Genomic DNA, 23,086 nt, shown 5'->3' with positions numbered 1-23,086 from the left:
GAGACGCAAATGGTTAAGGTTGCCATCAACGGATTTGGCCGCATCGGGCGCAATGTTCTGCGCTCCATCATCGAATCTGGCCGCACCGACATCGAGGTCGTGGCCATCAACGACCTTGGCCCGGTCGAAACCAACGCCCATTTGATGCGCTACGACAGCGTCCATGGCCGCTTCCCGGGCGAAGTGAAGGTCTCCGGCGACACCATCGACGTCGGCCGCGGTCCGATCAAGGTCACGGCCGAGCGCGATCCGACGAAGCTCCCGCATGGCGAGCTCGGCGTCGACATCGTGATGGAATGCACCGGCATCTTCACCGCCCGCGAAAAGGCGGCGCTGCATCTTGAAGGCGGCGCCAAGCGCATCCTCGTCTCCGCGCCGTCCGCCGGAGCCGATCTGACCGTGGTCTACGGCGTCAATGACGACAAGCTGACCTCCGACCACGTCGTCGTCTCCAACGCCTCGTGCACGACGAACTGCCTCGCCCCGGTCGCCTATGTGATCAACAACGCCATCGGCATCGACAAGGGCTTCATGACGACGATCCACTCGTACACGGGTGATCAGCCGACGCTCGACACGCTGCACAAGGATCTCTATCGCGGCCGTGCCGCGGCTCTTTCCATGATCCCGACCTCGACGGGCGCGGCCAAGGCCGTCGGCCTCGTCCTGCCGGAGCTCAACGGCAAGCTCGACGGCGTCGCGATCCGCGTGCCGACCCCGAACGTCTCGGTCGTCGACTTCAAGTTCGTGCCGTCGCGCTCCACGTCGGTGGAAGAGATCCAGGAGGCAATCCGCGCCGCCGCCGATGGCGACCTCAAGGGCATCCTCGGCTACACGGACGAGAAGCTCGTCTCCTCCGACTTCAACCACGACAGCCATTCCTCCGTCTTCCACATGGACCAGACGAAGGTCATGGACGGCTCGCTGTGCCGGGTCATGTCCTGGTACGACAACGAATGGGGCTTCTCCAACCGCATGAACGACACAGCGGTTGCCATGGCGAAGACCATCTAAGCCAAGCTTCGCGATGGGCGGCTTCCGCTCTTTGCCGGCGCGCGCCGCGCGCTGGCAACCCGAACAGGGGATCGGCCTTGAGCATGTGAGCTTGGGGCCGGCCCCGACCGGATTTCTGATCCGTGGCACCGTCATCGGAGACCGCGGCGGAATTCCTTACGGCGTCTTCTACCGCCTCAGCTGCGATGATGCGTGGCGCACGCGCTCGCTGATCCTGAAGGCAACTTCCGGACGCAGCATCGACATCCATTCCGATGGCGAAGGCCATTGGCACGAGGCCGGCGGACGCCCGCTCGAATGTCTCGACGGCGCCATCGACGTCGATCTCGCCGGCTCCGCCTTCACCAACACCCTGCCGATCCGCCGCCTGAAGCTCGCAGAAGGCGCATGCTCCGGCAGCCTCACCATGGCCTACGTGCCCTTCGACACGTTCAAGCCAGTGCGCGATCACCAGATCTACACCTGCCTGACGGCGGGATCGCTCTATCGCTACGAAGCCGCCGACCGCTCCTTCACGGTCGAACTTCCCGTCGATGAGGACGGCCTCGTTCTCGACTACCCGACCTTGTTCCGGCGCATTCCCGTCGACATTTCGTAAAGAGTGAACACCACAAGGCCTTGCCTTTGCCACACCCTCCCGCAACAAGGGATAGGGTGCATCGGCCGTATCGGTTCACGGCGCGCAATGGCAGGGAGGGCGGCATCTACGAGCAGGGTATCTATCTCGTCATCCTCATCGGCACGGCACTCGTGCTGGTCGCGGCCTTTTCGAGCCTCATCGCCTTCCGCTTCGGCGCTCCCCTCCTGCTCATCTTTCTCCTGATCGGCCTCGCCGCCGGCACGGACGGGCTCGGCCTCGATTTCGATAATGCACCGCTGGCTTATTTCGTCGGCTCGCTGGCGCTTGCCGTCGTCTTGTTCGATTCAGGCTTCCGAACGCCCGTCGCCGCCTTCAAGCAGGCGGCGCTGCCGGCCTTGTCGCTCGCCACTTTCGGCGTCGTGCTGACGGCAGGCCTCGTCGGGCTGTGCACGCATTACCTGACCGATTTCTCCTGGCTGGAATCCTTCCTTCTCGGGTCCATCGTCGCCTCCACCGATGCGGCGGCCGTCTTCTTTCTGCTGCGCGTCGGCAACATCTCGATCCGCGACCGCGTGCGCTCCACGCTCGAAGTCGAATCCGGTTCCAACGACCCGATCGCCATCTTCCTGACGTTGACGCTCGTCTCGGTTCTCGCCACCGGCGAAGCGATCAAGCCGCAACAGCTCGCGGGCGACGTCCTCACCGGCTTTCTCGTGCAGATGGGGCTCGGCGTCGCCGGCGGCCTCGTCGGCGGGCGGCTCATCCTGTGGCTCGTTGAAAAGCTCGACCTCGACCGCGGGCTGATGCCGATCTTCGTTCTGGCGCTGTCCCTGATGGTCTTCGCGGCCGCCGGCGCGATCGGCGGCTCCGGCTTTCTTGCCGTCTATATCGCCGGGCTGATCGCCGGCAATGCGCGGCTGCGTGCTGCCGCAAGCCTCCTGCGCTTCCAGGATGGCATGACCTGGCTTGCCCAGATCATCATGTTTCTGGTCCTCGGGCTCTTCGCCACCCCGTCGCAATTTCCGATCATCATCGGCGACGCGATCGCCATCGGGCTCTTTCTGATCTTCATCGGCCGCCCGCTCGCCGTCGCCCTGTGTCTCATCCCCTTTCGCTTCCCGCGTGCTGAGACGGCCTTCGTCTCCTGGGTCGGCCTGCGTGGCGCCGTCTCCATCCTGCTCGCGATCACGCCGCTCATCTCGGAGATCCCGAACGGCCGCGCCCTCTTCAACTTCGCCTTCATCATCGTGCTCGTCTCGCTCATCGTACAGGGCTGGACGGTCGGCAAGGTCGCGCGCCGCCTCGGTCTCGTCCTGCCGCCACGCCTCGGCCCGATGGAAAAGATCACGCTCGATCTGCCGGGCACGCGCCATCATGAGCTTTTGACCTACCGTGTCATCGCCGACAGCCCGGTGGCGCGCGGCGAGCGCATTCCGCGCTGGGCGCGCCCCTCTCTGGTGCTGCGCGACGGCCGCTCGCTCTCCTTCCAGGATGCTGGCCGGCTGCAACCTGGCGATTACGTCTACATCGTCATTCCGGGCGCCTTTCCGCATCTTCTCGACCGGCTTTTCGCAAGCCGCGCCGAGCTCGATCCGCAAGACGTCGAATTCTTCGGCGATTTCACCCTCGATCCGCAGCGCCCGGTGCGCGAATTGGCGGAGGCCTATGAGCTGGAGCTTGCCGCCGAAGAGGCAGATTGGACGATCGCGGAACTCATCACGGCGCGGGTCGGCGGCAGCCCCGAATATGGCGACCGCGTCGTTCTCGGCGACATCGAGCTCATCGTCCGCGACGCTGATCCGCAGGGGCGCATCACCTCTGTCGGCGTGTCCCTCGACCCGCCGAAGCCTTCAGAGAGCATCGTGACCATATTGAGCGTGGGCGGCATCTGGCACTGGCTCACCACACCCTTTCGCCGGGGCAAGGACGAGGGAAAGTCGCGCAGGAGAGCCCATCTCGACAGCCTGCAGAAGGAGCCGCGTCCGACGCGCGCAGCCCCCGCCGAGGAAGCCTGAGCGCCGCTTGCCTTCGCCCGTTCTGCCTGTATGTTCCCGGGCGAATATTCATGCGATGGGGGAAAATTAATGGCCAGTTTCCGCACACTCGACGACGCCGGTGACATCACCGGCAAGCGCGTCCTGCTGCGTGTCGATCTCAACGTTCCGGTCCATGACGGGCGCGTCACCGACCGCACCCGCATCGAGCGGGTGGCGGGCACCATTCGCGAGCTCTCCGACAAGGGCGCGCGCGTCGCCCTCCTCGCCCATTTCGGCCGGCCGAAAGGCAAGCCCGTGCCGGAAATGTCGCTCGGCCAGATCGCCGGCGACGTGGCCGAAGTGATCGGCAAGCCCGTGGAATTCTGCGAGGATTGCATCGGCGACAAGGCGGCCCACGCCATCGACAGCCTCGGCAATGGCGGCATCGTTCTTCTGGAAAACACCCGCTTCTATGCCGGCGAGGAAAAGAACGACGCCGACTTCACCGCCGAGCTCGCCAAGAACGGCGACATCTACGTCAACGACGCTTTCTCCGCCGCCCACCGCGCCCATGCCTCCACCGAAGGCCTCGCCCACCACATGCCGGCCTATGCGGGCCGCGCCATGCAGGAGGAGCTGGAGGCTCTTGAGAAGGCGCTCGGCCGGCCCAAGCGTCCGGTCCTCGCCATCGTCGGCGGCGCCAAGGTGTCGACCAAGATCGATCTTCTCGCCAATCTCGTGAAGAAGGTGGACGCCCTCGTCATCGGCGGCGGCATGGCGAACACGTTTCTGCATGCCAAGGGCGTCGCCATCGGCAAGTCGCTGTGCGAGGCGGACCTCGCCGAAACCGCTCGCCGCATCATGACGGAAGCCGCCTCCTCCGCCTGCGCCATCGTGCTGCCGCAGGACGTCGTGGTCGCCAAGGAATTCAAGGAGAACGCGGCCTGCGAAACGCTTCCCCTCGACAAGGTGCCGGACGACGGCATGATCCTCGACGTCGGCCCTGAGAGCATCGCCGCCGTCAACGAATGGATCGACAAGGCCGAAACCCTCGTCTGGAACGGCCCGCTCGGCGCTTTCGAGACGAAGCCCTTCGACAAGGCGACGGTCGCCTGCGCCCGTCATGCCGCGGAGGCCACCAAGGCCGGCTCGCTCGTCTCGGTCGCCGGCGGCGGCGACACCGTCTCCGCCCTGCATCAGGCGGGCGTCGCGGACGATTTTTCCTACGTCTCCACTGCCGGCGGGGCCTTCCTGGAATGGATGGAAGGCAAGGAGCTGCCGGGTGTTACGGCCTTGAAGAAGGCCTGATCGGCCCAACATTGGCCACACCGGCCTGCATCCTGCGGGCACTTGGAACGGAGGATTGAATGACGGAACGCCTCGAAGACATCGCCAACAAGATGGTGGCGGAAGGCAAGGGCATCCTTGCGGCCGACGAAAGCACCGGCACCATCAAGAAGCGCTTCGATACGATCAGCCTCACCTCGACGGAGGAATCGCGTCGCGACTACCGCGAAATGCTGTTCCGCGCCGACGCGATGAAGGACTACATTTCCGGCGTCATTCTCTTCGACGAAACCCTCCGTCAGGCGGCGCGCGACGGCACGCCGTTTTCCAAGATCATTCAGGATGCGGGCGCGGTGCCCGGCATCAAGGTCGATCAGGGCGCCAAGGACATGGCGCTCTCGCCGGGCGAGAAGGTCACGGAAGGCCTCACGGGTCTGCGCGGCCGCCTCAAGGAATATTACGAACTCGGCGCGCGTTTCGCCAAATGGCGCGCCGTCATCACCATCGACGGCCCGCTGCCGTCCTGGAACTGCGTCAAGGCGAACGCCCATGCGCTCGCCCGCTATGCCGCACTCTGCCAGGAAAACGGCATCCTCCCGATCGTCGAGCCGGAAGTGCTGATGGATGGCGAGCGCGCCAAACACGACATCGACCGCTGCTACGAGGTCACGGAGTGGACCTTGAAGACGGTCTTCACCGAGCTCTACGACGCCAATGTCATGCTGGAAGGCATGATCTTGAAACCGAACATGATCGTCCCGGGCGACCATTCGGGTCAGAAGGCGAGTGTCGAAGAGGTCGCGGAGAAGACGCTGCGTTGCCTCAAATCCTGCGTGCCGCCGGCCGTTCCGGGTATCGCCTTCCTCTCCGGCGGCCAGTCGGACGAACAGGCGACGGCGCATCTCTCCGCCATGAACGCCATGGGGCAGCTTCCCTGGAAGCTCACCTACTCCTATGGCCGCGCCCTGCAGACGGCGGCGCTCAACGCCTGGGGCGGCAAGATGGAGAACGAAGCCGCCGGTCAGCGGGCCTTCAACCACCGGGCGCGCATGAATTCGCTTGCGGCGACGGGCCGGTGGAGCGAAACCGAGGAGAAGAAGGCCGCCTGAGGCCTCTCTCAAACAATCGCCGAATTTGCGACGTTGAGGAGGCGGAGACGCCTCCTTTCGTTTATGTGCCAGGACGATGAACCAGAAAACCGATGCCGATCAGATGAGCCCCCGGCCCACGGAAGACGAAGCGCTCCCTCCGCAGATCTTTTTGATCGCGCCGTCTTACGGGGACGAAACCAAGGACGTCGAGGCGCTCGAAACCGCCCTTTCCGTCGCACCCGTGGCGGCCGTCCTCATCACCGCCTCGCCGAGCGAGAGCGAGACGGAAGCCCGCGCCCGCCGCCTCGTCCCGGTGATCCAGGCGGCAGGCGCCGCAGCGCTCCTTGAGAATTTCACCCGCGCGGCAGGGCATGTGGGGGCCGACGGCGTGCATATCGCCAACGGCCACCAGAACCTCGTCATGGCCGCGGAAAACTTTCGCCCGCAGCGCATCGTCGGGGCGGGCAAGCTCAAGACGCGCGACATCGCCATGCTCGCCGGCGAACTCGACGTCGATTATCTCTTCTTCGGCGAACCCGACGGCGACAGCCACGACGAGCCGCATCCGAAGGCGCTCGCCCTTGCCGAATGGTGGGCGAGCATGATGGAGGTCCCGGCCGTGATCATGGCCGGCGCGAGCCTTGAGACCCTGCCGGAGGCCGTGGCGACGGGGGCGGAATTCGTCGCCCTTCGCCGCGCCGTTTGGGAAGCGCCGGAAGGTCCGGCGGAGGCCATGCGGCGCGTCTCCGACATCGTCATGCAGCGACCGGTCGCCGCATGAAGCCTCTCTCCGCCCCTGCTTTTGTCGTTGCCGCAACGCTCCTTTCGACCGGCCTTGCATCGTCTGCGTTCGCCCAAAGCGGGACGCCTCTGACACCGCCCGATGCGATGGGCGGGCAGGCACCAGGACACCCCAAAGCAACGCTGCCATCGCCCATTCCCCCGAAAGCGCCCGGAACCGCGACGGTCGATGGCCTCGGCGCGCAGATCCCCTCCGAAGAGATCGACAGCCGGCAGCTCGAAAACCGCATCGACCAGTCTTTGAAGGATGCCGGCCTCGTTCCCGACAGCAATGTCGACCGGGCCTATGGCGCGTTCCAGCGCGGTCATTTTCTGACCGCCTTCGCGATCGCCCTGCAGCAGGCGGAAGCCGGCAGAACGGCGGCCCAGACGCTTCTCGGCGAGCTCCTGTCGCGCGGTCTCGGCGTCAAGACGGACTACAAGGAAGCCGCGGGCTGGTACGAACTTGCGGCAAAGGCCGGCGACCGTGAAGCGCTCTACGCGCTCGGCCGGCTTTATCTCGACGGCCGCGGTGTCGACCAGGACGATGCCAAGGCGGCCGAGTATTTCCAGCGCGCGGCAGATCTCGGACAGCCGGTCGCCGAGCGCGAACTCGCCTATCTCCTCTTGCAGGGCAAGGGCGTCGAGAAGAACCCGATGCTCGCGGCGGCGCATTTGCGCAATGCCGCACGCGCCGGCGACAGCGATGCGCAATACGCATTGGCCGGCCTCTACCGCGAGGGTGTGGGCGTCGTCGGCAACCCGGCCGAAGCCGCCCGCTGGTATGCGACCGCGGCCCGCAACGGCCATATTCCCTCGCAGATCGAATACGCCATCATGCTTTTCAACGGCGAGGGCTTGCGGAAAGACGAGAAGACGGCGGCGCAATGGTTTCGCCAGGCCGCTCTTGCCGACAATCCGGTGGGCGAATTGCGTTACGCCAAGCTCCTCAAGGACGGGCTCGGCGTGGAAAAGGACGAGGTCGAAGCCGCGCGCTGGTATCTCATCGCCCGTTCACACGGCCTCAAGGAGCCGTTCATGGAAGGCTGGCTGATGGGCCTCCCCTCCGGCATCCGCAAGGAAGCCGATGCCCGGGTGGCCGCATGGCCGGGCGTGCCGACCCCGCAGCCCGCCTCCGCCACCACCGGAACCGACGCGGCTCACCGCCAAGGCCCATCGCAAAGGCCGGCGGCACAAAGAAAAATGGAACCTGACGCCGCGGCGACCGGTTCTCCAAGCGGGAGTGACGGCCCCGAAGCCAAGCAGCCTGACCGGTTGCCTTCGGGGTCTCCGCAGAAAGTGACGCAGCCTTCCGAGGAAACGGGAGCTGCTGTGGACAAGCCAGGCGAATAGAGCTATATCGCCTCCGCCCGGTCGTACGGCGGCAGCGGGCACTCCAACTGTTATTCTTTGGGCGTATGCGGCGGCGGACGCGGTCTGTCACCTGCCCGATACTTCCGCCGCGGGTTTCTGTGGCAAGTGAAAGAGACGAAAGGAACGGGATCAACGTGCAAGTCGTCGTCAGAGACAACAATGTCGATCAGGCGCTGAAAGCGCTGAAGAAGAAGATGCAGCGTGAAGGCATCTTCCGTGAAATGAAGCTGCGTAATTTCTACGAAAAGCCGTCAGAGAAAAAGGCGCGCGAGAAGGCCGAGGCGATCCGCCGGGCGCGCAAGCTGGCTCGCAAGCGGGCACAGCGCGAAGGCCTTATTCCGGGCAAGCGGCGCGGCCGCTAAGCTTCTATTCGACACATCCGCCCCTATTTGCCCTTATCCCATTGGGCTCGCGACTTGAGGAACACCGCTTCTATGGCGAAAGCATCCTCTTTGCGTTCTTGGCTGGCCGCCGGTGCTCTTGCACTGGCCGTGGCCGGCTGTCAGTCGCTCGGCAATAACGGGCTGTCGAACATGTCGGTCGATCCCGATACGGGGTCGGAAGCCAACATCGGATCTTTGACTTCGGTCATCGAGCGCAATCCGCGCGATCCGGCGGCTTACAATGTGCGCGGCGCAGCGTACGGCAAGGCGGGCGAATACAAGCGGGCGTTGGATGACTTCAACACCGCTTTGCAGCTCGACCCGAATTTTGCGCCGGCCTATGCCAATCGGGGTCTCATCCACCGCCTGCGCGGGGATACCCAAGAGGCGTTCAACGATTACAGCCGGGCGATCCAGGCCGACCCGAACTACGCCACGGCCTATGTCGGGCGCGGGACGATCTATCGCCAGCAGGGCCGCCTCAACGAGGCCTTGTCGGATTACAGCACGGCCGTGCGCCTCGATCCGACGGATCCGCAGGCCTTCCACAATCAGGGCCTCGCCTACCAGGCGTCGGGCAACCATACGGCCGCGATCGAATCCTTCACCAAGGCGATCGGGCTTTCCCCGCTCGCCTCCGAGCCCTTCAATGGCCGCGGCCAGAGCTACATGGCCATCGGCGATTTCAAGACGGCGCTCGACGATTTCGATGAAGCCGTGAAGCGCGATCGCAATTCCTACATCGCCTGGACGAATCAGGGACTGGCGCTGGAGGCCCTCGGCGACCGCAAGAAGGCGTTCAACTCCTTCGCCCGCGCCTCGACCCTCAATCCGCGCTATCAGCCGGCCAAAGAGGGCATGCACCGCACCAGCTCGACCTGAGCGGCGGATTTTCCGCCGCCAGCGTGATCACAGCTCAGGCGATTTCATCCACATCGGAATGACCGGCAGGCAGGCTTTCTCTGTCTGCATCGTCAGCTTCTGCCGCATCATTGCGTGGCCCGGCGGAGAGCTTCCGCGCGTCGGACGAGGCGGAGCGGCTGCCGCTCTTCTCCGCAAGGCAGGAAAGGGCGATCCTCAGAAGATTGGCGCAATGGCGGTGACAGGCGGCCTCGGCGGCCATTGCGTCGCGCCGGCCGATCGCCGACGAAATTTCCGCCATCCCCCTCAGACATTCTTCCATATAGCGTTCGCCGCCAACGCCGGCGGCCCGCAATTGCCGCTGCCGCAGATAGATCGAACTCAGCGCGCTGGCAGCAAGCCGATTGCCCGCCCCCTCCATGATGGTCGCACCGAAACGGCCGGCGATTTCGAAGAACCGCGGCCCGTCGAGCGGCGGCTCGATCTCGGCAAGCTCGTCGGCGATGTGGCGGAGCTCGACGCGGGCGGTTTTGCTCGCTTTCTCGGCGAATTGCGCCGCGAGCAATCCTTCGAGAACCGCCCGGGTCGCGTAAATGTCTTCGGCTTCCTTCCGTCCGCAGGGCGCCACGATCGCGCCCTTGTGCGGCACAGAGACGGCAAGCCCCTCGCTCTCGAGCGCGCGCAGCGCCTCGCGCAGCGACGTCCGGCTGATCCCGAGAGCCTGGCAAAGATGGCGCTCGCGCAGCGGCGTTCCCGGCGGCAGCTCGCCCGAGGCAATGGCCTCGCGCAGCCGCTCCGTCAGGCGCGCACGCAACGGCGTCGAAGACTCCACGTCGGAGACGATCTTCGTCAGCATGACGCCCCCCCCGCATCACGACGGAGATGTCGCCACGGTCGCGCAACTGATTCGTTTGCCTCTTTTGAGACAGTTACGGCACGAAAGATCGCGCAGGATCCCGATCGATGAAATGTCGCGGTGAAGCGGGCCCGCACTCGCCCTGCTCCATAGAATGCGGGAGCCGCTGACGCGTGCCGGCTCTTTGGAAGGAAGGTCATATCCCCCTGGAGCGTTTTTGTATTTCTATGTCCCGCCGCAATAAGCCTTTTACTGCGGCTGAATGACTGGATCAATATTCCTGAGTGATTACCGCCTGCGACCATTGGCGGATTGAATCTTAAGGTGAAGGGCGAACGCAGAATAAATCGCCAAGGCCGTTCAGCTCGCGTCCCCTTTCGGCTAGACAGCGTCATCATAAAAAGGAAACGCCTGAAAGGTCCTCTCATGCCCCCATCGACTGCCGCAGGAACGCTCGATCTTGAGCATCTTCGCGAATGGATCGGCCGCAGCGAGACGGTGCGCGACGTCGTCACCCCGCATCTCGTCGCCGCCTTCCGCGCCACGATGGATGTCGAGCCCGGCACGCCGAAAACAGGCGATGAGGCCCCCGCCGCAATTCACTGGTGCCTCGCGCCGGCCACCGTGCCGATGTCCGGACTTGGTCCGGACGGACATCCAAGTCGCGGGGGCTTTCTACCGCCCGTGCCATTGCCGCGCCGCATGTGGGCTGGTGGTCGCCTCGAATTGGAAGGTCCGATCCGCGTCGGCGACGAGGTCGAGCGCCGCTCTCTGGTGCGCGACGTCGTACGCAAGGAAGGCCGCACCGGCGAGCTCTGCTTCGTGACCGTCGACCACGAGATCTCGACAAGCCGCGGCCTCGCCATCCGCGAGCGCCAGGATCTCGTTTATCGCGAGGCCGCCTCGAAGAACCAGGCCGCATCACCCCGCCCCGAGCAGGCTGCGGCAGAACCCTCGCGTGAGGCCCTGCAGGCGGAGCAGCAAAAACCGGTCACCGCCGATGCGGTGCGCCTCTTCCGCTATTCGGCGCTCACCTTCAACGGCCACCGCATCCATTACGATCGCCGCTACTGCATAGAAGAGGAAGGCTATCCGGGCCTCGTCGTCCATGGCCCCATGCAGGCGACATGGCTCCTGCATTACGCCGCCGAGCTCAAAGGCGAGCTTCCGAAAACCTTCGATTTCCGCGGTGTCACACCGTTCTTCGACGGCGTTCCGGCCACGCTCAACGCCACGGAAAAGGACGACGGTCTCTCCCTCTGGGTCGCCGCAGACGGCACCCCCACCATGCAGGCCTCCGCCACCTGGTAGGCAACAGCATTTGCCGAAACGCGCCCTCTCGCAGTAAAGTCAAATATTCAACTGCGGGGGCGGCGTTGCAATGGAGCGATATGCAGTCGGTCATCCAATTGGCCGCTGCGATGAACACGATTTATCTGGGTCTGCACGAGATCCGCACGCCTGCAGTCCGCCACGAAGAAGATGCGCTGCGGGAACTTTCCCTCATATGGGAGAGCATTTCTCCGCGGTCACTGGACATCGGCGCCCGGATCAATGATGCGACCGGCCTTCTGCAAGACCGGGTCGGTCGCTTTCGGGACAAGGACGAAACCGTCGCTGCGGCATGCGTCGTCACGGTCGGCCTATATGTGGCGCTTCTGATTGTTGCGGCGTTCTTTGCCCGGTTTGAGATTCCCAATCTTCTTGCGTTTGGGATCTGTGTCTCGGGCTTCCTGCCGATACTCGCCGCACTCGTCCTCAATCTCGCGTTACGCGCCGATCTGCGCCACGGAATCAGGCCGAAACGTGCTGAGATCGAGAGGCTGCTCGCAGAGATGCGAACCATCAGAGCGGTTCGGCGAGACCACCATTGAGATGTCGGACGGAACCACTCTGTCAACCATTAGTTGACACACCAGCCAGGACGTTGATATCGTGAAGTTGAGACAAGTTCCGGACTTTGGCACTTGGCGAGCGGCATGCAGTCGTTGCCACGGCTGCGTCGACATCGAGCTTGAAGTCGCAATCAACATCCTCCTGCAAAGGGGCTCGCTTGCGACCTTGGATGCCCAACCGATCAAAGACCAGGCGGACGGTTATTACGTGAGAGTGGGAAACAACGCTTCTCTGCGTTTCAGATGGAACGATCCCTACATCGAGAATGCCGAGTTCGTATGCGGAGACCTCAAATGAATGCCGAGACCGACATCAGCCCTGCCCGAGAAGCCGATCTGAACGAGATCTCGGCGCAGGACGTCGAGGACATTCTTGCCGATTACCGTTCGGCAGACGACGTCACGCCGATGCATCCGGGCGAGCTTTACCGCATTTGGGTGATGGAGCGGCGCAATCTCAAGGTCGTCGACGTCGCGCGCATCGCCGGCATTTCCCGCGAGATGCTGCACCGGATTCTGCGCGGCGACGCACCGATCACGGCACGCACGGCGCTCGGGCTTGCGGAAGCGGCAAACAATGAGCCGGAGTTCTGGCTGCGCGCCCAGATGATCTACGATCTCTGGCACGAGCGCGAGAGACGCCGCGCGAAATCGGCCGCCTGCGCATAAAAGGCAGCCGGCCGAAAAGCTCTTTGATGCGTCAGGCGACCTGACGCTCGGCCTTTTTCACCATTTCCGCGCCGTAATCGCCGAACAGGAATCCATTGGCGAATTCCGCCTCCGGCAACAGCTCGGCGAGCTTCGCCTGCGCCTCGTCTCCCGAGATCTTGCGGTCGAGGCGCTGGCGGTAGAGCTCCGCCACCGCCACCATGTCGCAATCATGCGGCGACAGGCGGAAGGAATTGACGCCGGCCTGCATCAGGATGTCGAGCTCGCCAAGCGCGCTGCCATAGGCGAACGACAGCGTCTGCACGCCGTTGATGGCAAGGAAATCCCCGCCGTCGAGCGTCTTCACCGGCAGCCCGTCGGCATCGAGACCACAGACGAACTGGCAGGAATCCTTCGAGACTTTGTGGATGCGCGCGTGATAGCAGCGCCCGGAAATGGCGAGCGGCACGCGCCCGAAAGCCCACACTTCCGTATCGAGATCGAGGGCAGAACCCGCCTTCGCCAGGCTCTCCACCGAGGCGATCGGCAGTTCCGGCGGCAGGCACACATGCTTGGCCCCGCGGCCGGCGAGCCAGGACAGCGTGCCTTCATTGTAGACGTTCACCAGCGGACCGACGGCGATCTTCCGCCCCGGCTCCAGATAGCGCAGCATGGTGAGGTCGTTGACCTCGATCACATGCTCCTCGTCCTTGGCGAGCCCGGCGCCGGCCTTGCGTTCGCGCGGCAGCGTGATGAGCGCGAGCGACGACAGGACGACTTCCTTGCCGGCCGCCTCCAGCCGCTCCACCGCTTCGCTGATGACGTCGTTGTAGAACGGCAGCCGTTTGGAGCAGACGACTTCGCCGAGACAGACGCGGTCGACCGGCGCCTCGTCGGCGATGCGGGCGTAAAAATCCGCCCATTTCTCCACCGGCCAGTTGAACAGGACGGGTCCGAGCTTGAGCAATGCTTGTCCGGCCACGGTTACACCTCTTATCGTTTTGTGAGACCGGCGCTCAGCGCCAGGTCTTGCTGTAAGCGCCGGAGGTCGTCGTCTGTCCCTCCGTCAGCCGCTGGAGTTCGTTCGCCATGATCGGCAGGCCCTTGGCCTGCGCCTCCACCGCCTTGCGGAAGGTGTGCACCACGGTCTTCGTATAGGAGCGGCTGCGCTGCCGGCCCTCGATCTTGAGCGCCGTCACGCCGGCGGAGGCGAATTCGGTGATCAGCGTCGCCGCATCGAGGCTTGCCGGATCCTCGAACACATGCCCCTGATAATCGCCGGCCTGGAAGCAGCCTTTGCACAATGTCGGATAAGGCGCCGGCGCGTCCTTCTTCACCCGGTTGATGGTGAAATCGCCGAGCCCGCAGACGAGCTCGCTGCCCTCTTCCTTGTAATGCACGTGGCTTGCGGGCGAACAGGCGCCGTTCATGTTCGGCGAGCGCCCGGTCGCATAGGCGGACAGCGCGCAGCGCCCCTCCGCCATCACGCACAGCCCGCCGAAGACGAACACCTCCGTCTCGCATTCGATCTCGCGGTTGATCGCGGCGATCTCCTGCACGGTCAAAACGCGCGGCAGCACCACGCGCCGTACACCAAAAGTCTCGGCATAGAAATTGATCGCGTCGGGATTGGCGGCGGCCGCCTGCACCGAAAGATGCCGGCGCAGCCCCGGCTGGTGGTTGGCGGCGTAATCGAGCAACCCGACATCGGCAAGGATCACCGCGTCGGCGCCGAACCGGGCCGCATCGTCAACGGCCGCCCGCCAGAGTTCGGGCGCGCCGGCGCGGGGAAAGGTGTTGATGGCGACGAGAACCTTGGAGCCGCGCCGATGCGCATAATCGATCGATTCTTCCATCTCGGCCCGCGAGAAATTCAGGCCGGGGAAGTTGCGCGCATTGGTTTCGTCGCGGAAGCCGCAATAGACGGTATCGGCGCCCGCCTCGACGGCGGCGCGAAGCGCGGCCGGAGTACCGGCCGGGCAGACGAGTTCGAGCGGTTTCACGTAAAGACCTCGTTCTCATCGCTGCGGGAAAGGGGAAGTCCGGTGATGCGGGCGGCAACGGGTGTCACGTTGCGCAAGAACGGCTCGATCGCGGGGCGGAACGGCCCGAAGGCGATCGCCGCCTCCTCCATCAAATCGATCTCGGCGTCGTCGAGCGCATTGCGCAGCGCCAGCACCGCCTCCGTGTCGCCCTCGATGATGATGTCGCGCGAGAAGAACAGCGCATCGCCGTCGAAGGTGCCGTGGATCATGCCCATCAGCGCGCCGAGCGGGCCGGCGATTCGGCCGTCCCAGGCGCCTGCCCGTTCACGCCGCAGCGGCTCCACGCTCGGATGCTCCGGATCGGGCTTCAGACGAAAGACGAAAGGCAGATCCGTCGGGTCGATCAGGAACACCTTTTCGGCATGATGATCGAGCCGCAGAAACAGCCCCGGGCGACGACGAATCAGCCCGGAAACCAGTCTTTCCAGCATGAGCCGCAACGGCAGAAGCGGCAAAGGACGCATGAGCAGGCGCACGGGCGCCGGCACTGCGACGATATTGGGGGAAGTTTGCATCACCGTCCAATCCAGCGACAAACAAACGGGAACGTCCTTGATCTAGCTCAAAGCAGCCGCCCTGCCCCTGCCGCATCGAGCCACAGAGGAGGCGCCGGTGACCTTTCGAGACCTGCCACATTTCCGCAATCTGCGAGACTTCCTGAGGCATCTCGAAGGTGCGGGAGACTTCCGGCACATTTCGGCGCCGGTTTCCATGGTGCACGAAGTCACGGAGATCCACCGCCGCGTCTTGCAGGCGGGCGGACCGACACTGCAGCTCGACAATGCGCGCGTTGCGTCCGGCGAGCCGGCCCCGATGCCGGTCGTCGTCAATCTGTTCGGCACGGTCGAACGCGTCGCCGCCGGCTTCGGCGTCAAGAAGGAACGCCTCGGGGAGCTCGGTGAGATGATGGCGTCACTGCGCTCGCCGCAGCCGCCGAGCGGCCTGCGCGATGCGATCGCGCATCTGCCGATGCTGAAGGCGGCGCTCAACACGCGCCCCGACAATGTGCGCAACGCCCCCTGCCAGGCGGAAGTGCTGCGCGGGGCGGACGCAAAACTTTCCCGCCTGCCGATCCAGACCTGCTGGCCCGGCGAGCCGGCCCCGCTTATCTCCTGGCCTCTCGTCATCACCCGCCCGCCCGACAACGGGCCGCTCAATGTCGGTGTCTACCGGCTGCAGGTGCTCGACGACACCCATCTCATCACTCGCTGGCTCGCCCATCGCGGCGGCGCCGCCCATCACCGCGCCTGGGCGAAACAGGGCAAGGACATGCCGGTGGCGATCGTCATCGGCGCCGATCCCGCCACTCTCCTCTCGGCGGTGATGCCCATCCCCGAAACTCTGTCGGAGCTCGATTTCGCCGGTCTCATCCGGGGCGAAAGGCCGAAGGTCGTGCAGGGGCTCACGGTCCCGCTCCCGGTTCCCGCGGAGGCGGAGATCGTCATCGAGGGCTATGTGTCGGCGGAGGAGACGGCGCCCGAAGGGCCTTACGGCGACCACACCGGCTATTACAACGCCGTCGAGCCCTTCCCGGTGATGCGGGTGACGGCGATCACCCATCGCCGAGATCCCTTGTATCTTTCGACCTTCACCGGCCGCCCCCCGGACGAGCCCTCGGTCATGGGCGAGGCGCTCAACTATCTCGCCAAGCCGCTCATCATTCAGCAGATGCCGGAAATCTCCGACGTCTGGCTGCCGCCGGACGCCTGCTCCTACCGGCTCGCCATCGTCTCCATCAAGAAGCGCTATCCGGGCCAGGCCAGGCGCGTCATGATGGGCATGTGGGGGATGCTGCCGCAGTTCAGCTACACCAAGGGCATCGTCGTCGTCGACGACGACATCGACGTGCACAACGGCGCCGACGTCCTGTGGGCTCTGTCGACGCGCATGGATCCCTCTCGCGACCTCGTGCAGCTGGAATCGACCCCCATCGACTATCTCGATTTCGCCTCGCCGGAATTCGGTCTCGGCGGCAAGCTCGGCATCGATGCGACCAATAAGATCGGCGCTGAAACGCACCGCGAATGGGGCACGGTTCTCGACATGTCACCGGAGGTGAAGGCGCGCGTCGATGAGATGTGGCCGAAACTCGGCCTCACCGGCCTCGACCAGATCCGCTCTTTGAGAAAGACCAGCTGAGAGCCGAGCGGCTCTCTACTCCGGCAACCGAAGCTCCGCCTCGAACCCGTCCGCGCGCCCCGTGGCCGGCGAGGAAAGCGTAAGCACAGCGCCCGAACCCGCCGCGATCGCCTGCGCGATGGCGAGGCCTAACCCGGCGCCCTTGGCGCGCGTCGCCCCGCGCTCGAAGCGCCCGCGCAGACGTTTCAGCTCGTCGGGCCCGACGATGGGCCCGCCATTGACGACCCGCACGACATTGTCGCTTCGAACGTCGATGTCGATCGCCCCCTCCTGATCGCCATGCTTCAGCGCGTTCTCGATGAGATTGCGCATCAAGATCGCAAACGCGTCGGCATCCATATGCGAGACGAGCCGCCCGTTCGCGACGAGCCTGAGATCGGCGTTCTCCGGCTCGGCACGGCGGAATTCCTCGATGAGGTGTTCCAGAACCGTCGTCAGATCCTGCTCCGCCTCGGCGATCAGCCCGGCGCCTTCGGCGCGCGCCAGCTGCATCAGCTTCTCCGACAGGGATGCGAGCCGTGTCAGCCCCTCCTCGATCTGGTGGCCGCGCTCGCGCACCGCCTCGTCCTTGCTGACGGCGATGAGCCGCTGTGTGTGGGCGAGAGCCGCGGCGATCGGCGTGCGCAATTCATGGGCGCTGTTCGCCGTGAAACTCCGTTCCGCTTCGAGCGCCCGCCGCAGCCGCTCCATCAGCCGGTTGACGGCATCGGCGATCGGCTCGATCTCCGCCGGCAAGCCCGCGGCCGCGATCGGCGACAGGTCACCTTCCCCGCGCGCTTCGATGGCACCGCGAAACGACCGGATCGGCCGAATGCTGACCCGCACGAACCACCACACCCCAAAAAGACTTGCCGGGACGAGCCCGATGAGCGGCAGGAACAGCGTCCCGGCGGCCTCGATCGCCGCCTCGCGGCGATGCTCGAGCGTTTCGGCGACCTCCATGATGATCGTGCCGCTCACCGCCTTCTCGCCATAGATGCGATGCGTCTTCGTGGTGCGGAAACCGTGCGCCGGCGTGTCGGGGAAATCGGACGGGACGGCATCGTGCGAGCGCATCAGGATACGGCCCTTCGGATCGCGCACGAGATAGGTCAGAAACTCCTTGTGCTCGCCGATCGGCGTGACCCGGCGTCCGCCCGCACCGTCGCTTCTTTCCACGATATCGAGGACGGCGAGAGGCAACAGCCGCTGCGCGGTCTCCTGCAGCGCGCTGTCATAGGCCTCGTCCAGCTCTTCGCGGATCACGAGACCGGCCGCGATAGCTGCCGCCAGCCACATCGCCGTGACCCCGATCGCCAGACCGAGGCTCAGGCGGCGCTGCAGGCTCGGCGCACCCGTCCAGATCCGCCACATCATCGTTTCAGCCGGTAGCCCATGCCGCGCACGGTCTCGATCACGTCATGGCCGAGCTTTTTGCGCAGGCGGCTGATATGCACCTCGATCGTGGTGCTCTCCACCTCCGCCCCGAAGGGATAAAGCCGCTCTTCGAGCTGCGTCTTCGACAGAAGCGTCCCGGGATGCTGGAGAAGGCCTTCAAGCAGCGCCCATTCGCGCGCCGTCACCTCCACCGGGCGCCCGCCGCGATAGACGGAGCGGCCGGCGAGATCGAATTCGATGTCGCCGAGCGTGACGAGCGGATTGGGATTGCCGGCATAGCGCCGCGACACGGCCGCAAGCCGCGCCGACAGCTCCGACAGATTGAAGGGTTTGACGAGATAATCGTCGGCGCCGGAATTGAGCCCGGCGATCCGGTCGGAGATCTGGTCGCGCGCCGTCAAGATGATGACGGGCGTCACGTCTCCGCCGCTGCGCAGCCGACGCAGCAATCCGAGCCCCGGCCCGTCCGGCAGCATCAAATCGAGAAGCACGAGATCGTAAGGCGTCGAATGGATCGCCGCTTCCGCATCCGCAATCGCCTCGACCCAGTCAATCGCATGTCCCTCATCGGCAATATGTTCATGCACGGCATCGCCGAGAAGCCGATCGTCTTCCACGAGCAGAACCCGCATCGCCGCCCCCGAACTTTATGCGCGAAACTTCCCCCGATACGGGGGGAACCTGAAGCCAGCCTGAAGCCCAGAAAATCGTGCTTCAGGCTGGCTTCAGGCACCGCCCCCATCTTGCTCCCATGGCCGATGCGAACAGGCCGATCCGACTGGAGAGCAAGATGAAGAAGCTTATCACCGCAACCGTTCTGACGCTCGGTGCGATGACCGCCGGCACCGCTTTTGCAAGCGACGACGCGCGCTGCAACGCCCCGATGGCCGAGAGGCAGCCGCGCGAAGCGCTGCAGCAGCAGCTTGAGACCAAGGGTTGGGAAGTCCGCCAGATCAAGACCGAAGACGGCTGCTACGAAGCCTATGCGATCGACGATCAGGGCAAGCGCGTCGAAGCCTATTTCGACCCGAAGACCCTCAAGATGGTGCGCCAGGGCCGTGGGGACCGCGACTGAGATGGACGCACCGACGATCAAGGTCTGGGACCCCCTCGTCAGGCTCTTTCACTGGAGCCTGGTGGCGAGCTTCACGATCGCCTGGCTCACCGGCGACGACGTGATGTCGGTGCATGAATGGGCGGGATATGCGGCCGGCGCCCTCGTCGCCTTCCGCGTCCTTTGGGGTCTCGTCGGCCCCAAATATGCCCGCTTCGGCCAGTTCGTCCGCTCGCCCGGCAATATCACCCGCTACCTCAAGGCGGCAGTGCGTGGCGATGAGCCCCGCTACATCGGCCACAACCCGCTCGGCGCCTGGATGGTCCTCGCTCTCATCCTCGCCATGGCCGCGACCGCCGTCACCGGCTGGATGATGACGCTCGATGCCTATTGGGGCGTGGACTGGGTGGAAGAGACCCATGAAGCCGTCGCCAACATCATGCTGGTCATGGTGCTCGCGCATGTCGTCGGCGTGCTCCTCGGGAGCTACCGCCACAAGGAGAACCTCGTCAAAGCTATGATCGGCGGCAGCAAACGTGCCCCCCGCCCCGCCGACATCGCTTGACGAGCGTTGCGGCGCCCCGGCCTTGCCGGGGCGCCGTTTTCATGTTTTTCGCCGTTTTCACGTTTCTCCGAGCCGCGCGCAGGCAAGACAGAGCCGCGCCATCGGATCGGCCTTCAGACGGCCGAAAGCGATCGGCTCCTCGCAGCTCGCGCAATAGCCGTATTCTCCCTCAGACAACCGTCCGAGCGCGCTCTTCAGCCCGTCGATGCGGGCCGTCCTGCGTTTCTGGGAGGCAAGCGCCATCGCCTGCACCTGCATCGCATCCATGCGCGAAATCCGCCCGACGCTCTGCTGGTCGAGTTCGACAGGCCGGCTTCCCTCCGAACCGGCCTCCGACAGCGCCTTAAGCTCGGCGAGTTCATCTTCGATGCGCCGACGCAATTCGGCGATCTGTATGGGATTGAGATCGTCCATGCTTCCCCCCAGGGTTCCTGGATCGTGTGTTGCGACCCCGCCTCAGACGATGTCCTCGGCCGGCAGCGCCACTTTCTGCGACACGCCGAAAGCCGCCAGCAAGGCCGCGGCAAGGCCAAGCGCGACGAACCCCGTCGCGATCGTCGCAATCGACAGGCCGCTGTCGAGCGCCAGGCCGAGCACGGCGGGCCCCGCAGCCGTTCCTGCCACCATCAGCATGGCCGCAAAACTCCGCACCGTTCCGAGCCGGGCGATGCCATAGACCTCCGCCCAGACGGAGCCGAAGGTCGTCTGCACGAGGCCTGACGACAAGCCGAGACAGATGAAGAAGGTGATGAGCGCAAGCGTGCTCGACGACGATCCCATCACGGCGATCCCGACGAACAGCGGCAAATTCATCAACGGCACCATGCGCCGCGCCGTCAGCCGGTCGACGATGAAACCGGAGACGATGAGCCCGCAAAGATCGCCCACCGCCATGAGGGTGAAGCCGGTCGCGATCAATCCGCCCGGCCATCCCTGCGCCTCGCCGATCGGCACGATGTGGAAGGTAAGCGCCGTCGCCGTGAACGGCATGTAGATGAGGATCGGCAGCGCCAGCCAGAAATAGCGCGTCGTGGCGACGATCTTGAGCCCGTCGAGAACCCTTGGTGCGGACGCCCCCGCCGCACGGGCGAGCGGCGTCGTGAACCGTGATTGATGGCGCGTCAGCCACAAAAGCCATGGCAGGGCAACGGCGATGAGGAAGACACCGACGCTCGCATAGGCGGCACGCCAGCCGATTTCGCTGATCAGAAAGGCGGCGAGATTGGGTGTGACGGCGATCGCGAGCGGCAGGCCCATCGCCGTGATCGACAGCGCCAATCCGCGGCGATTGACGAAATAGCGCGCCACCGATGTCGCCTGGATATGCGTCATCAGCCCCTGCCCGCACATCCGCAAAAACAGGAAAGAGGCAAAGAGCATGAGGCCGTTTTCGACCATCGATGCGGAGAGGCAGGCGGCGGCGAGACCGGCGAGCACGATCGTCACGTAAAGCCGGAGATCGACCCGGTCGATCCAATGCCCGACCGCCGGCAAAAGGCTCGCAGACGTCAGCGTCGCGGCGAGATAAATCCCGCCCATCTCGGCGCTCGAATAGCTGAGGCTCGCCGCGATCGGCGCCACGAAGAGCGCGATGAAGAAGGTCTGCCCCGGGCTCGACAGAAAGGCCGAGGAGGCCCCGAAAGCGAGAATGCGCGGCTCGGCGCGAAACAATTGAATATGTCTGGAAAGCATGAGCACCGGAAAGAGAAGGCGCCCTGGGGCACCGGAAAGAGCGCGAGAAAGGTATGAGGCTGAGCGGGCGGCGACCGCTTCCGGCCGCCGTCACTCACCGACCTAAACCAATTTCCGCCGCAGCCAACCCCCGGCACCGCCCGCTCTTATTCCCCTCACCGTGCGCCGAGGCCGACTTTCTCGCTCCAGGCCGGAAAATCGGGCCGCCGCAGCACCGAGGTCACGATGGTGAGACCGGCTCCGATCGCGCCCATCGTGAAGACGGCGCGCAAGGTGTATTCCACCGTGAAGAGCAGCGTCGCATGGGCATCGACCGGCGCCTGCGCCGTCAATTCCATCAGTCCCATGATCCCCTGCGATGCGGCACTTCCCGGCACCATCGGGATGCAGCCGGCGACCGCCAGAACGTTCCCGGCCGGCTCGAACCGCTCCGGCAGCAGATTGAGAAGCCGAACCGCGATGCCGACGGCCCCGGCCGCCATGAAGGAGGCGGCGGCGAGGCTCCAGCCGAGCTCCAGCCCGACTGTGCGCACGCTGAGCGCCAGCCCACCGGCAAGCGCCGCCCAGAACAGCGTGCGCCAGCCGAAATTGAAGAGAATGCCGAAGCCGAAGGCCGCCACCGCCCCGAAGAAGGCCTGATGAAGCACGCCGTGCATGATCGGCGCCGCCTTCGGCCCGCCGACGCCCAGCGCCATTTGCGCGGCCCACACACCGACGGTGATGAAGACGAGGATCATCAACACCGTCATGGCGCGTGCACTGCCCATCGTCGGATAGCCCTCCATGATGTCCGTCTGCGCATTGAGCACGGGCACGCCCGGCACGAGGAGAAGCACGGAGGAGAACATCGCCGTCTGCAACATCGGGCTTTCCAAAAGCTCCGAGCCGAACCCGGCGGTGGCGGCGGCGACGCAGGCGACGATCGCGGCAACTACGAAGGGATTCGTGTGCGCCTTGAGCAGGAAATGCCGCACGGCCTGGCCGAGCGCTCCGCCGACGAGAACCGGCATGAACGCCGACCAGTCGATGCCCAAAAGCCGTCCGAAGGAGGCGCAGGCGAGCCCGACGGCGAGCGCCACCAGATACCAGGGATGGCGCGGCGTCTTGGTGATGAGATGCGTCAGCGCCTCGATGGTCGAGGCGACCGTCATGTCATGATGCTTCACCCGCGTGCACAGCCGGCGCACGCCGTGGTTCAGGCGCAGATTGACGCCATGGGCCCCGACCGTGCGCATGCGGGTGATGGTGTTGTCGCCGCTCGTCACCGTCAGCGACAGCGAGGCAAAGCCGATGCGGGCGTGGATCTGATCCGCGCCGAGCCCTTCGGCGACCATCGTCATGCCCTGGCGCACGACATCGGTCTTCGCCCCGGTTTCGACGAGCGTCCGCCCGACAGCCAACGCCGTCATGGCGATCTTTTCCAAATTTCTGTGGCGCATCACGACCGGATCGTTTCTGTCCGTCATTTC

At 64.9% G+C, this 23,086-nt stretch carries 24 protein-coding genes; 15 read left to right on the top strand and 9 right to left on the bottom strand.

Going from position 1 to position 23,086, the window contains the following annotated elements:
- Nucleotides 1-9 precede the first annotated feature (9 nt).
- The 9 genes from gap to BLP76_RS17720 all read left to right on the top strand — a co-directional run bounded on the left by gap (nucleotide 10) and on the right by BLP76_RS17720 (nucleotide 9,367).
- Nucleotides 10-1,014 (top strand): type I glyceraldehyde-3-phosphate dehydrogenase, encoded by a 1,005-nt coding sequence (gene gap, locus BLP76_RS17760; protein WP_092816428.1) that lies wholly within the window; start codon nucleotides 10-12, stop codon nucleotides 1,012-1,014.
- A 13-nt stretch (nucleotides 1,015-1,027) separates the two neighbouring features.
- Entirely contained in the window at nucleotides 1,028-1,612 is a 585-nt protein-coding gene (locus tag BLP76_RS17755) for a putative glycolipid-binding domain-containing protein (RefSeq protein WP_092816426.1), read from the top strand.
- A 56-nt stretch (nucleotides 1,613-1,668) separates the two neighbouring features.
- Nucleotides 1,669-3,609, top strand: coding sequence for a potassium/proton antiporter (locus BLP76_RS17750; RefSeq protein WP_420867630.1), 1,941 nt, complete (start codon nucleotides 1,669-1,671; stop codon nucleotides 3,607-3,609).
- 69 nt (nucleotides 3,610-3,678) lie between these two features.
- Complete coding sequence (locus BLP76_RS17745; protein WP_092816424.1) at nucleotides 3,679-4,878, top strand: phosphoglycerate kinase; 1,200 nt, start codon at nucleotides 3,679-3,681, stop codon at nucleotides 4,876-4,878.
- A gap of 59 nt (nucleotides 4,879-4,937) precedes the next feature.
- A complete protein-coding gene (locus BLP76_RS17740; protein WP_092816422.1) occupies nucleotides 4,938-5,966 on the top strand; it encodes a class I fructose-bisphosphate aldolase in 1,029 nt (342 codons plus the stop codon).
- Between the two features lie 76 nt (nucleotides 5,967-6,042).
- Nucleotides 6,043-6,729, top strand: a complete 687-nt coding sequence (locus BLP76_RS17735) for a thiamine phosphate synthase (RefSeq protein ID WP_092816420.1) — start codon at nucleotides 6,043-6,045, stop codon at nucleotides 6,727-6,729.
- Nucleotides 6,726-8,081, top strand: a complete 1,356-nt coding sequence (locus BLP76_RS17730) for a tetratricopeptide repeat protein (RefSeq protein WP_092816418.1) — start codon at nucleotides 6,726-6,728, stop codon at nucleotides 8,079-8,081. Before BLP76_RS17735 ends, BLP76_RS17730 begins: the two co-directional genes overlap by 4 nt.
- A gap of 98 nt (nucleotides 8,082-8,179) precedes the next feature.
- Complete coding sequence (rpsU, locus tag BLP76_RS17725; protein ID WP_370642386.1) at nucleotides 8,180-8,464, top strand: 30S ribosomal protein S21; 285 nt, start codon at nucleotides 8,180-8,182, stop codon at nucleotides 8,462-8,464.
- Between the two features lie 72 nt (nucleotides 8,465-8,536).
- Nucleotides 8,537-9,367 carry a tetratricopeptide repeat protein gene (locus BLP76_RS17720; protein WP_092816414.1) on the top strand — a complete coding sequence of 277 codons (831 nt, stop codon included), beginning with the start codon at nucleotides 8,537-8,539 and terminating at the stop codon, nucleotides 9,365-9,367.
- 34 nt (nucleotides 9,368-9,401) lie between these two features.
- Here the strand turns inward: BLP76_RS17720 and BLP76_RS17715 are convergent, their stop codons facing one another.
- Nucleotides 9,402-10,202 carry a GntR family transcriptional regulator gene (locus BLP76_RS17715; RefSeq protein WP_092816412.1) on the bottom strand — a complete coding sequence of 267 codons (801 nt, stop codon included), beginning with the start codon at nucleotides 10,200-10,202 and terminating at the stop codon, nucleotides 9,402-9,404.
- 426 nt (nucleotides 10,203-10,628) lie between these two features.
- Between BLP76_RS17715 and BLP76_RS17710 the strand changes: the two genes are divergently transcribed.
- The 3 genes from BLP76_RS17710 to BLP76_RS17700 all read left to right on the top strand — a co-directional run bounded on the left by BLP76_RS17710 (nucleotide 10,629) and on the right by BLP76_RS17700 (nucleotide 12,766).
- Entirely contained in the window at nucleotides 10,629-11,513 is an 885-nt protein-coding gene (locus tag BLP76_RS17710) for an HTD2 family dehydratase (protein ID WP_092816410.1), read from the top strand.
- An 80-nt stretch (nucleotides 11,514-11,593) separates the two neighbouring features.
- Nucleotides 11,594-12,076: a hypothetical protein gene (locus tag BLP76_RS17705; protein WP_092816408.1), complete on the top strand. Its 483-nt coding sequence runs from the start codon at nucleotides 11,594-11,596 to the stop codon at nucleotides 12,074-12,076.
- A 315-nt stretch (nucleotides 12,077-12,391) separates the two neighbouring features.
- Nucleotides 12,392-12,766, top strand: a complete 375-nt coding sequence (locus BLP76_RS17700; RefSeq protein WP_170130523.1) for a HigA family addiction module antitoxin — start codon at nucleotides 12,392-12,394, stop codon at nucleotides 12,764-12,766.
- Nucleotides 12,767-12,797: 31 nt separating this feature from the next.
- Here BLP76_RS17700 and ubiV read toward each other — a convergent pair whose 3' ends face one another.
- From ubiV to ubiT, 3 genes are read right to left on the bottom strand one after another with little or no spacing between them, the layout of a single operon-like run.
- On the bottom strand, nucleotides 12,798-13,727 hold the full coding sequence (gene ubiV / locus BLP76_RS17695; RefSeq protein WP_092816405.1) for a ubiquinone anaerobic biosynthesis protein UbiV: 930 nt from the start codon (nucleotides 13,725-13,727) through the stop codon (nucleotides 12,798-12,800).
- A gap of 34 nt (nucleotides 13,728-13,761) precedes the next feature.
- On the bottom strand, nucleotides 13,762-14,748 hold the full coding sequence (gene ubiU / locus BLP76_RS17690) for a ubiquinone anaerobic biosynthesis protein UbiU (protein WP_092816403.1): 987 nt from the start codon (nucleotides 14,746-14,748) through the stop codon (nucleotides 13,762-13,764).
- Nucleotides 14,745-15,305, bottom strand: coding sequence for a ubiquinone anaerobic biosynthesis accessory factor UbiT (ubiT, locus tag BLP76_RS17685; RefSeq protein WP_244514665.1), 561 nt, complete (start codon nucleotides 15,303-15,305; stop codon nucleotides 14,745-14,747). The genes ubiU and ubiT overlap by 4 nt, the downstream gene beginning before the upstream one ends.
- Nucleotides 15,306-15,402: 97 nt before the next feature.
- On the opposite strand from ubiT, the gene BLP76_RS17680 reads away from it, so the two are divergent.
- On the top strand, nucleotides 15,403-16,929 hold the full coding sequence (locus BLP76_RS17680) for a UbiD family decarboxylase (protein ID WP_092816401.1): 1,527 nt from the start codon (nucleotides 15,403-15,405) through the stop codon (nucleotides 16,927-16,929).
- Between the two features lie 15 nt (nucleotides 16,930-16,944).
- On the opposite strand, the gene BLP76_RS17675 is transcribed toward BLP76_RS17680, so the two are convergent.
- A complete protein-coding gene (locus BLP76_RS17675; RefSeq protein WP_200170589.1) occupies nucleotides 16,945-18,285 on the bottom strand; it encodes a sensor histidine kinase in 1,341 nt (446 codons plus the stop codon).
- A complete protein-coding gene (locus BLP76_RS17670) occupies nucleotides 18,282-18,938 on the bottom strand; it encodes a response regulator (protein ID WP_092816397.1) in 657 nt (218 codons plus the stop codon). The genes BLP76_RS17675 and BLP76_RS17670 overlap by 4 nt, the downstream gene beginning before the upstream one ends.
- A gap of 158 nt (nucleotides 18,939-19,096) precedes the next feature.
- Here BLP76_RS17670 and BLP76_RS17665 point away from each other — a divergent pair, with 158 nt between their 5' ends.
- Nucleotides 19,097-19,381 (top strand): PepSY domain-containing protein, encoded by a 285-nt coding sequence (locus BLP76_RS17665; RefSeq protein WP_092816477.1) that lies wholly within the window; start codon nucleotides 19,097-19,099, stop codon nucleotides 19,379-19,381.
- A 1-nt stretch (nucleotide 19,382) separates the two neighbouring features.
- On the top strand, nucleotides 19,383-19,925 hold the full coding sequence (locus BLP76_RS17660) for a cytochrome b/b6 domain-containing protein (RefSeq protein ID WP_092816395.1): 543 nt from the start codon (nucleotides 19,383-19,385) through the stop codon (nucleotides 19,923-19,925).
- 57 nt (nucleotides 19,926-19,982) lie between these two features.
- Here the strand turns inward: BLP76_RS17660 and BLP76_RS17655 are convergent, their stop codons facing one another.
- From BLP76_RS17655 to BLP76_RS18965, 3 genes are all read right to left on the bottom strand, one after another.
- Entirely contained in the window at nucleotides 19,983-20,339 is a 357-nt protein-coding gene (locus BLP76_RS17655) for a TraR/DksA family transcriptional regulator (protein WP_092816393.1), read from the bottom strand.
- Between the two features lie 42 nt (nucleotides 20,340-20,381).
- Nucleotides 20,382-21,617: an MFS transporter gene (locus BLP76_RS17650; RefSeq protein WP_092816391.1), complete on the bottom strand. Its 1,236-nt coding sequence runs from the start codon at nucleotides 21,615-21,617 to the stop codon at nucleotides 20,382-20,384.
- 155 nt (nucleotides 21,618-21,772) lie between these two features.
- Nucleotides 21,773-23,083, bottom strand: coding sequence for a threonine/serine exporter family protein (locus tag BLP76_RS18965; protein WP_200170590.1), 1,311 nt, complete (start codon nucleotides 23,081-23,083; stop codon nucleotides 21,773-21,775).
- Between the last annotated feature and the right edge of the window lie 3 nt (nucleotides 23,084-23,086).

This window comes from Afifella marina DSM 2698, from assembly GCF_900102695.1.
GTDB classification, from domain to species: domain Bacteria; phylum Pseudomonadota; class Alphaproteobacteria; order Rhizobiales; family Afifellaceae; genus Afifella; species Afifella marina.
The sequence above is the reverse complement of the archived record's forward strand: the minus strand, read 5'-3'. Positions and strand labels throughout refer to the sequence as shown.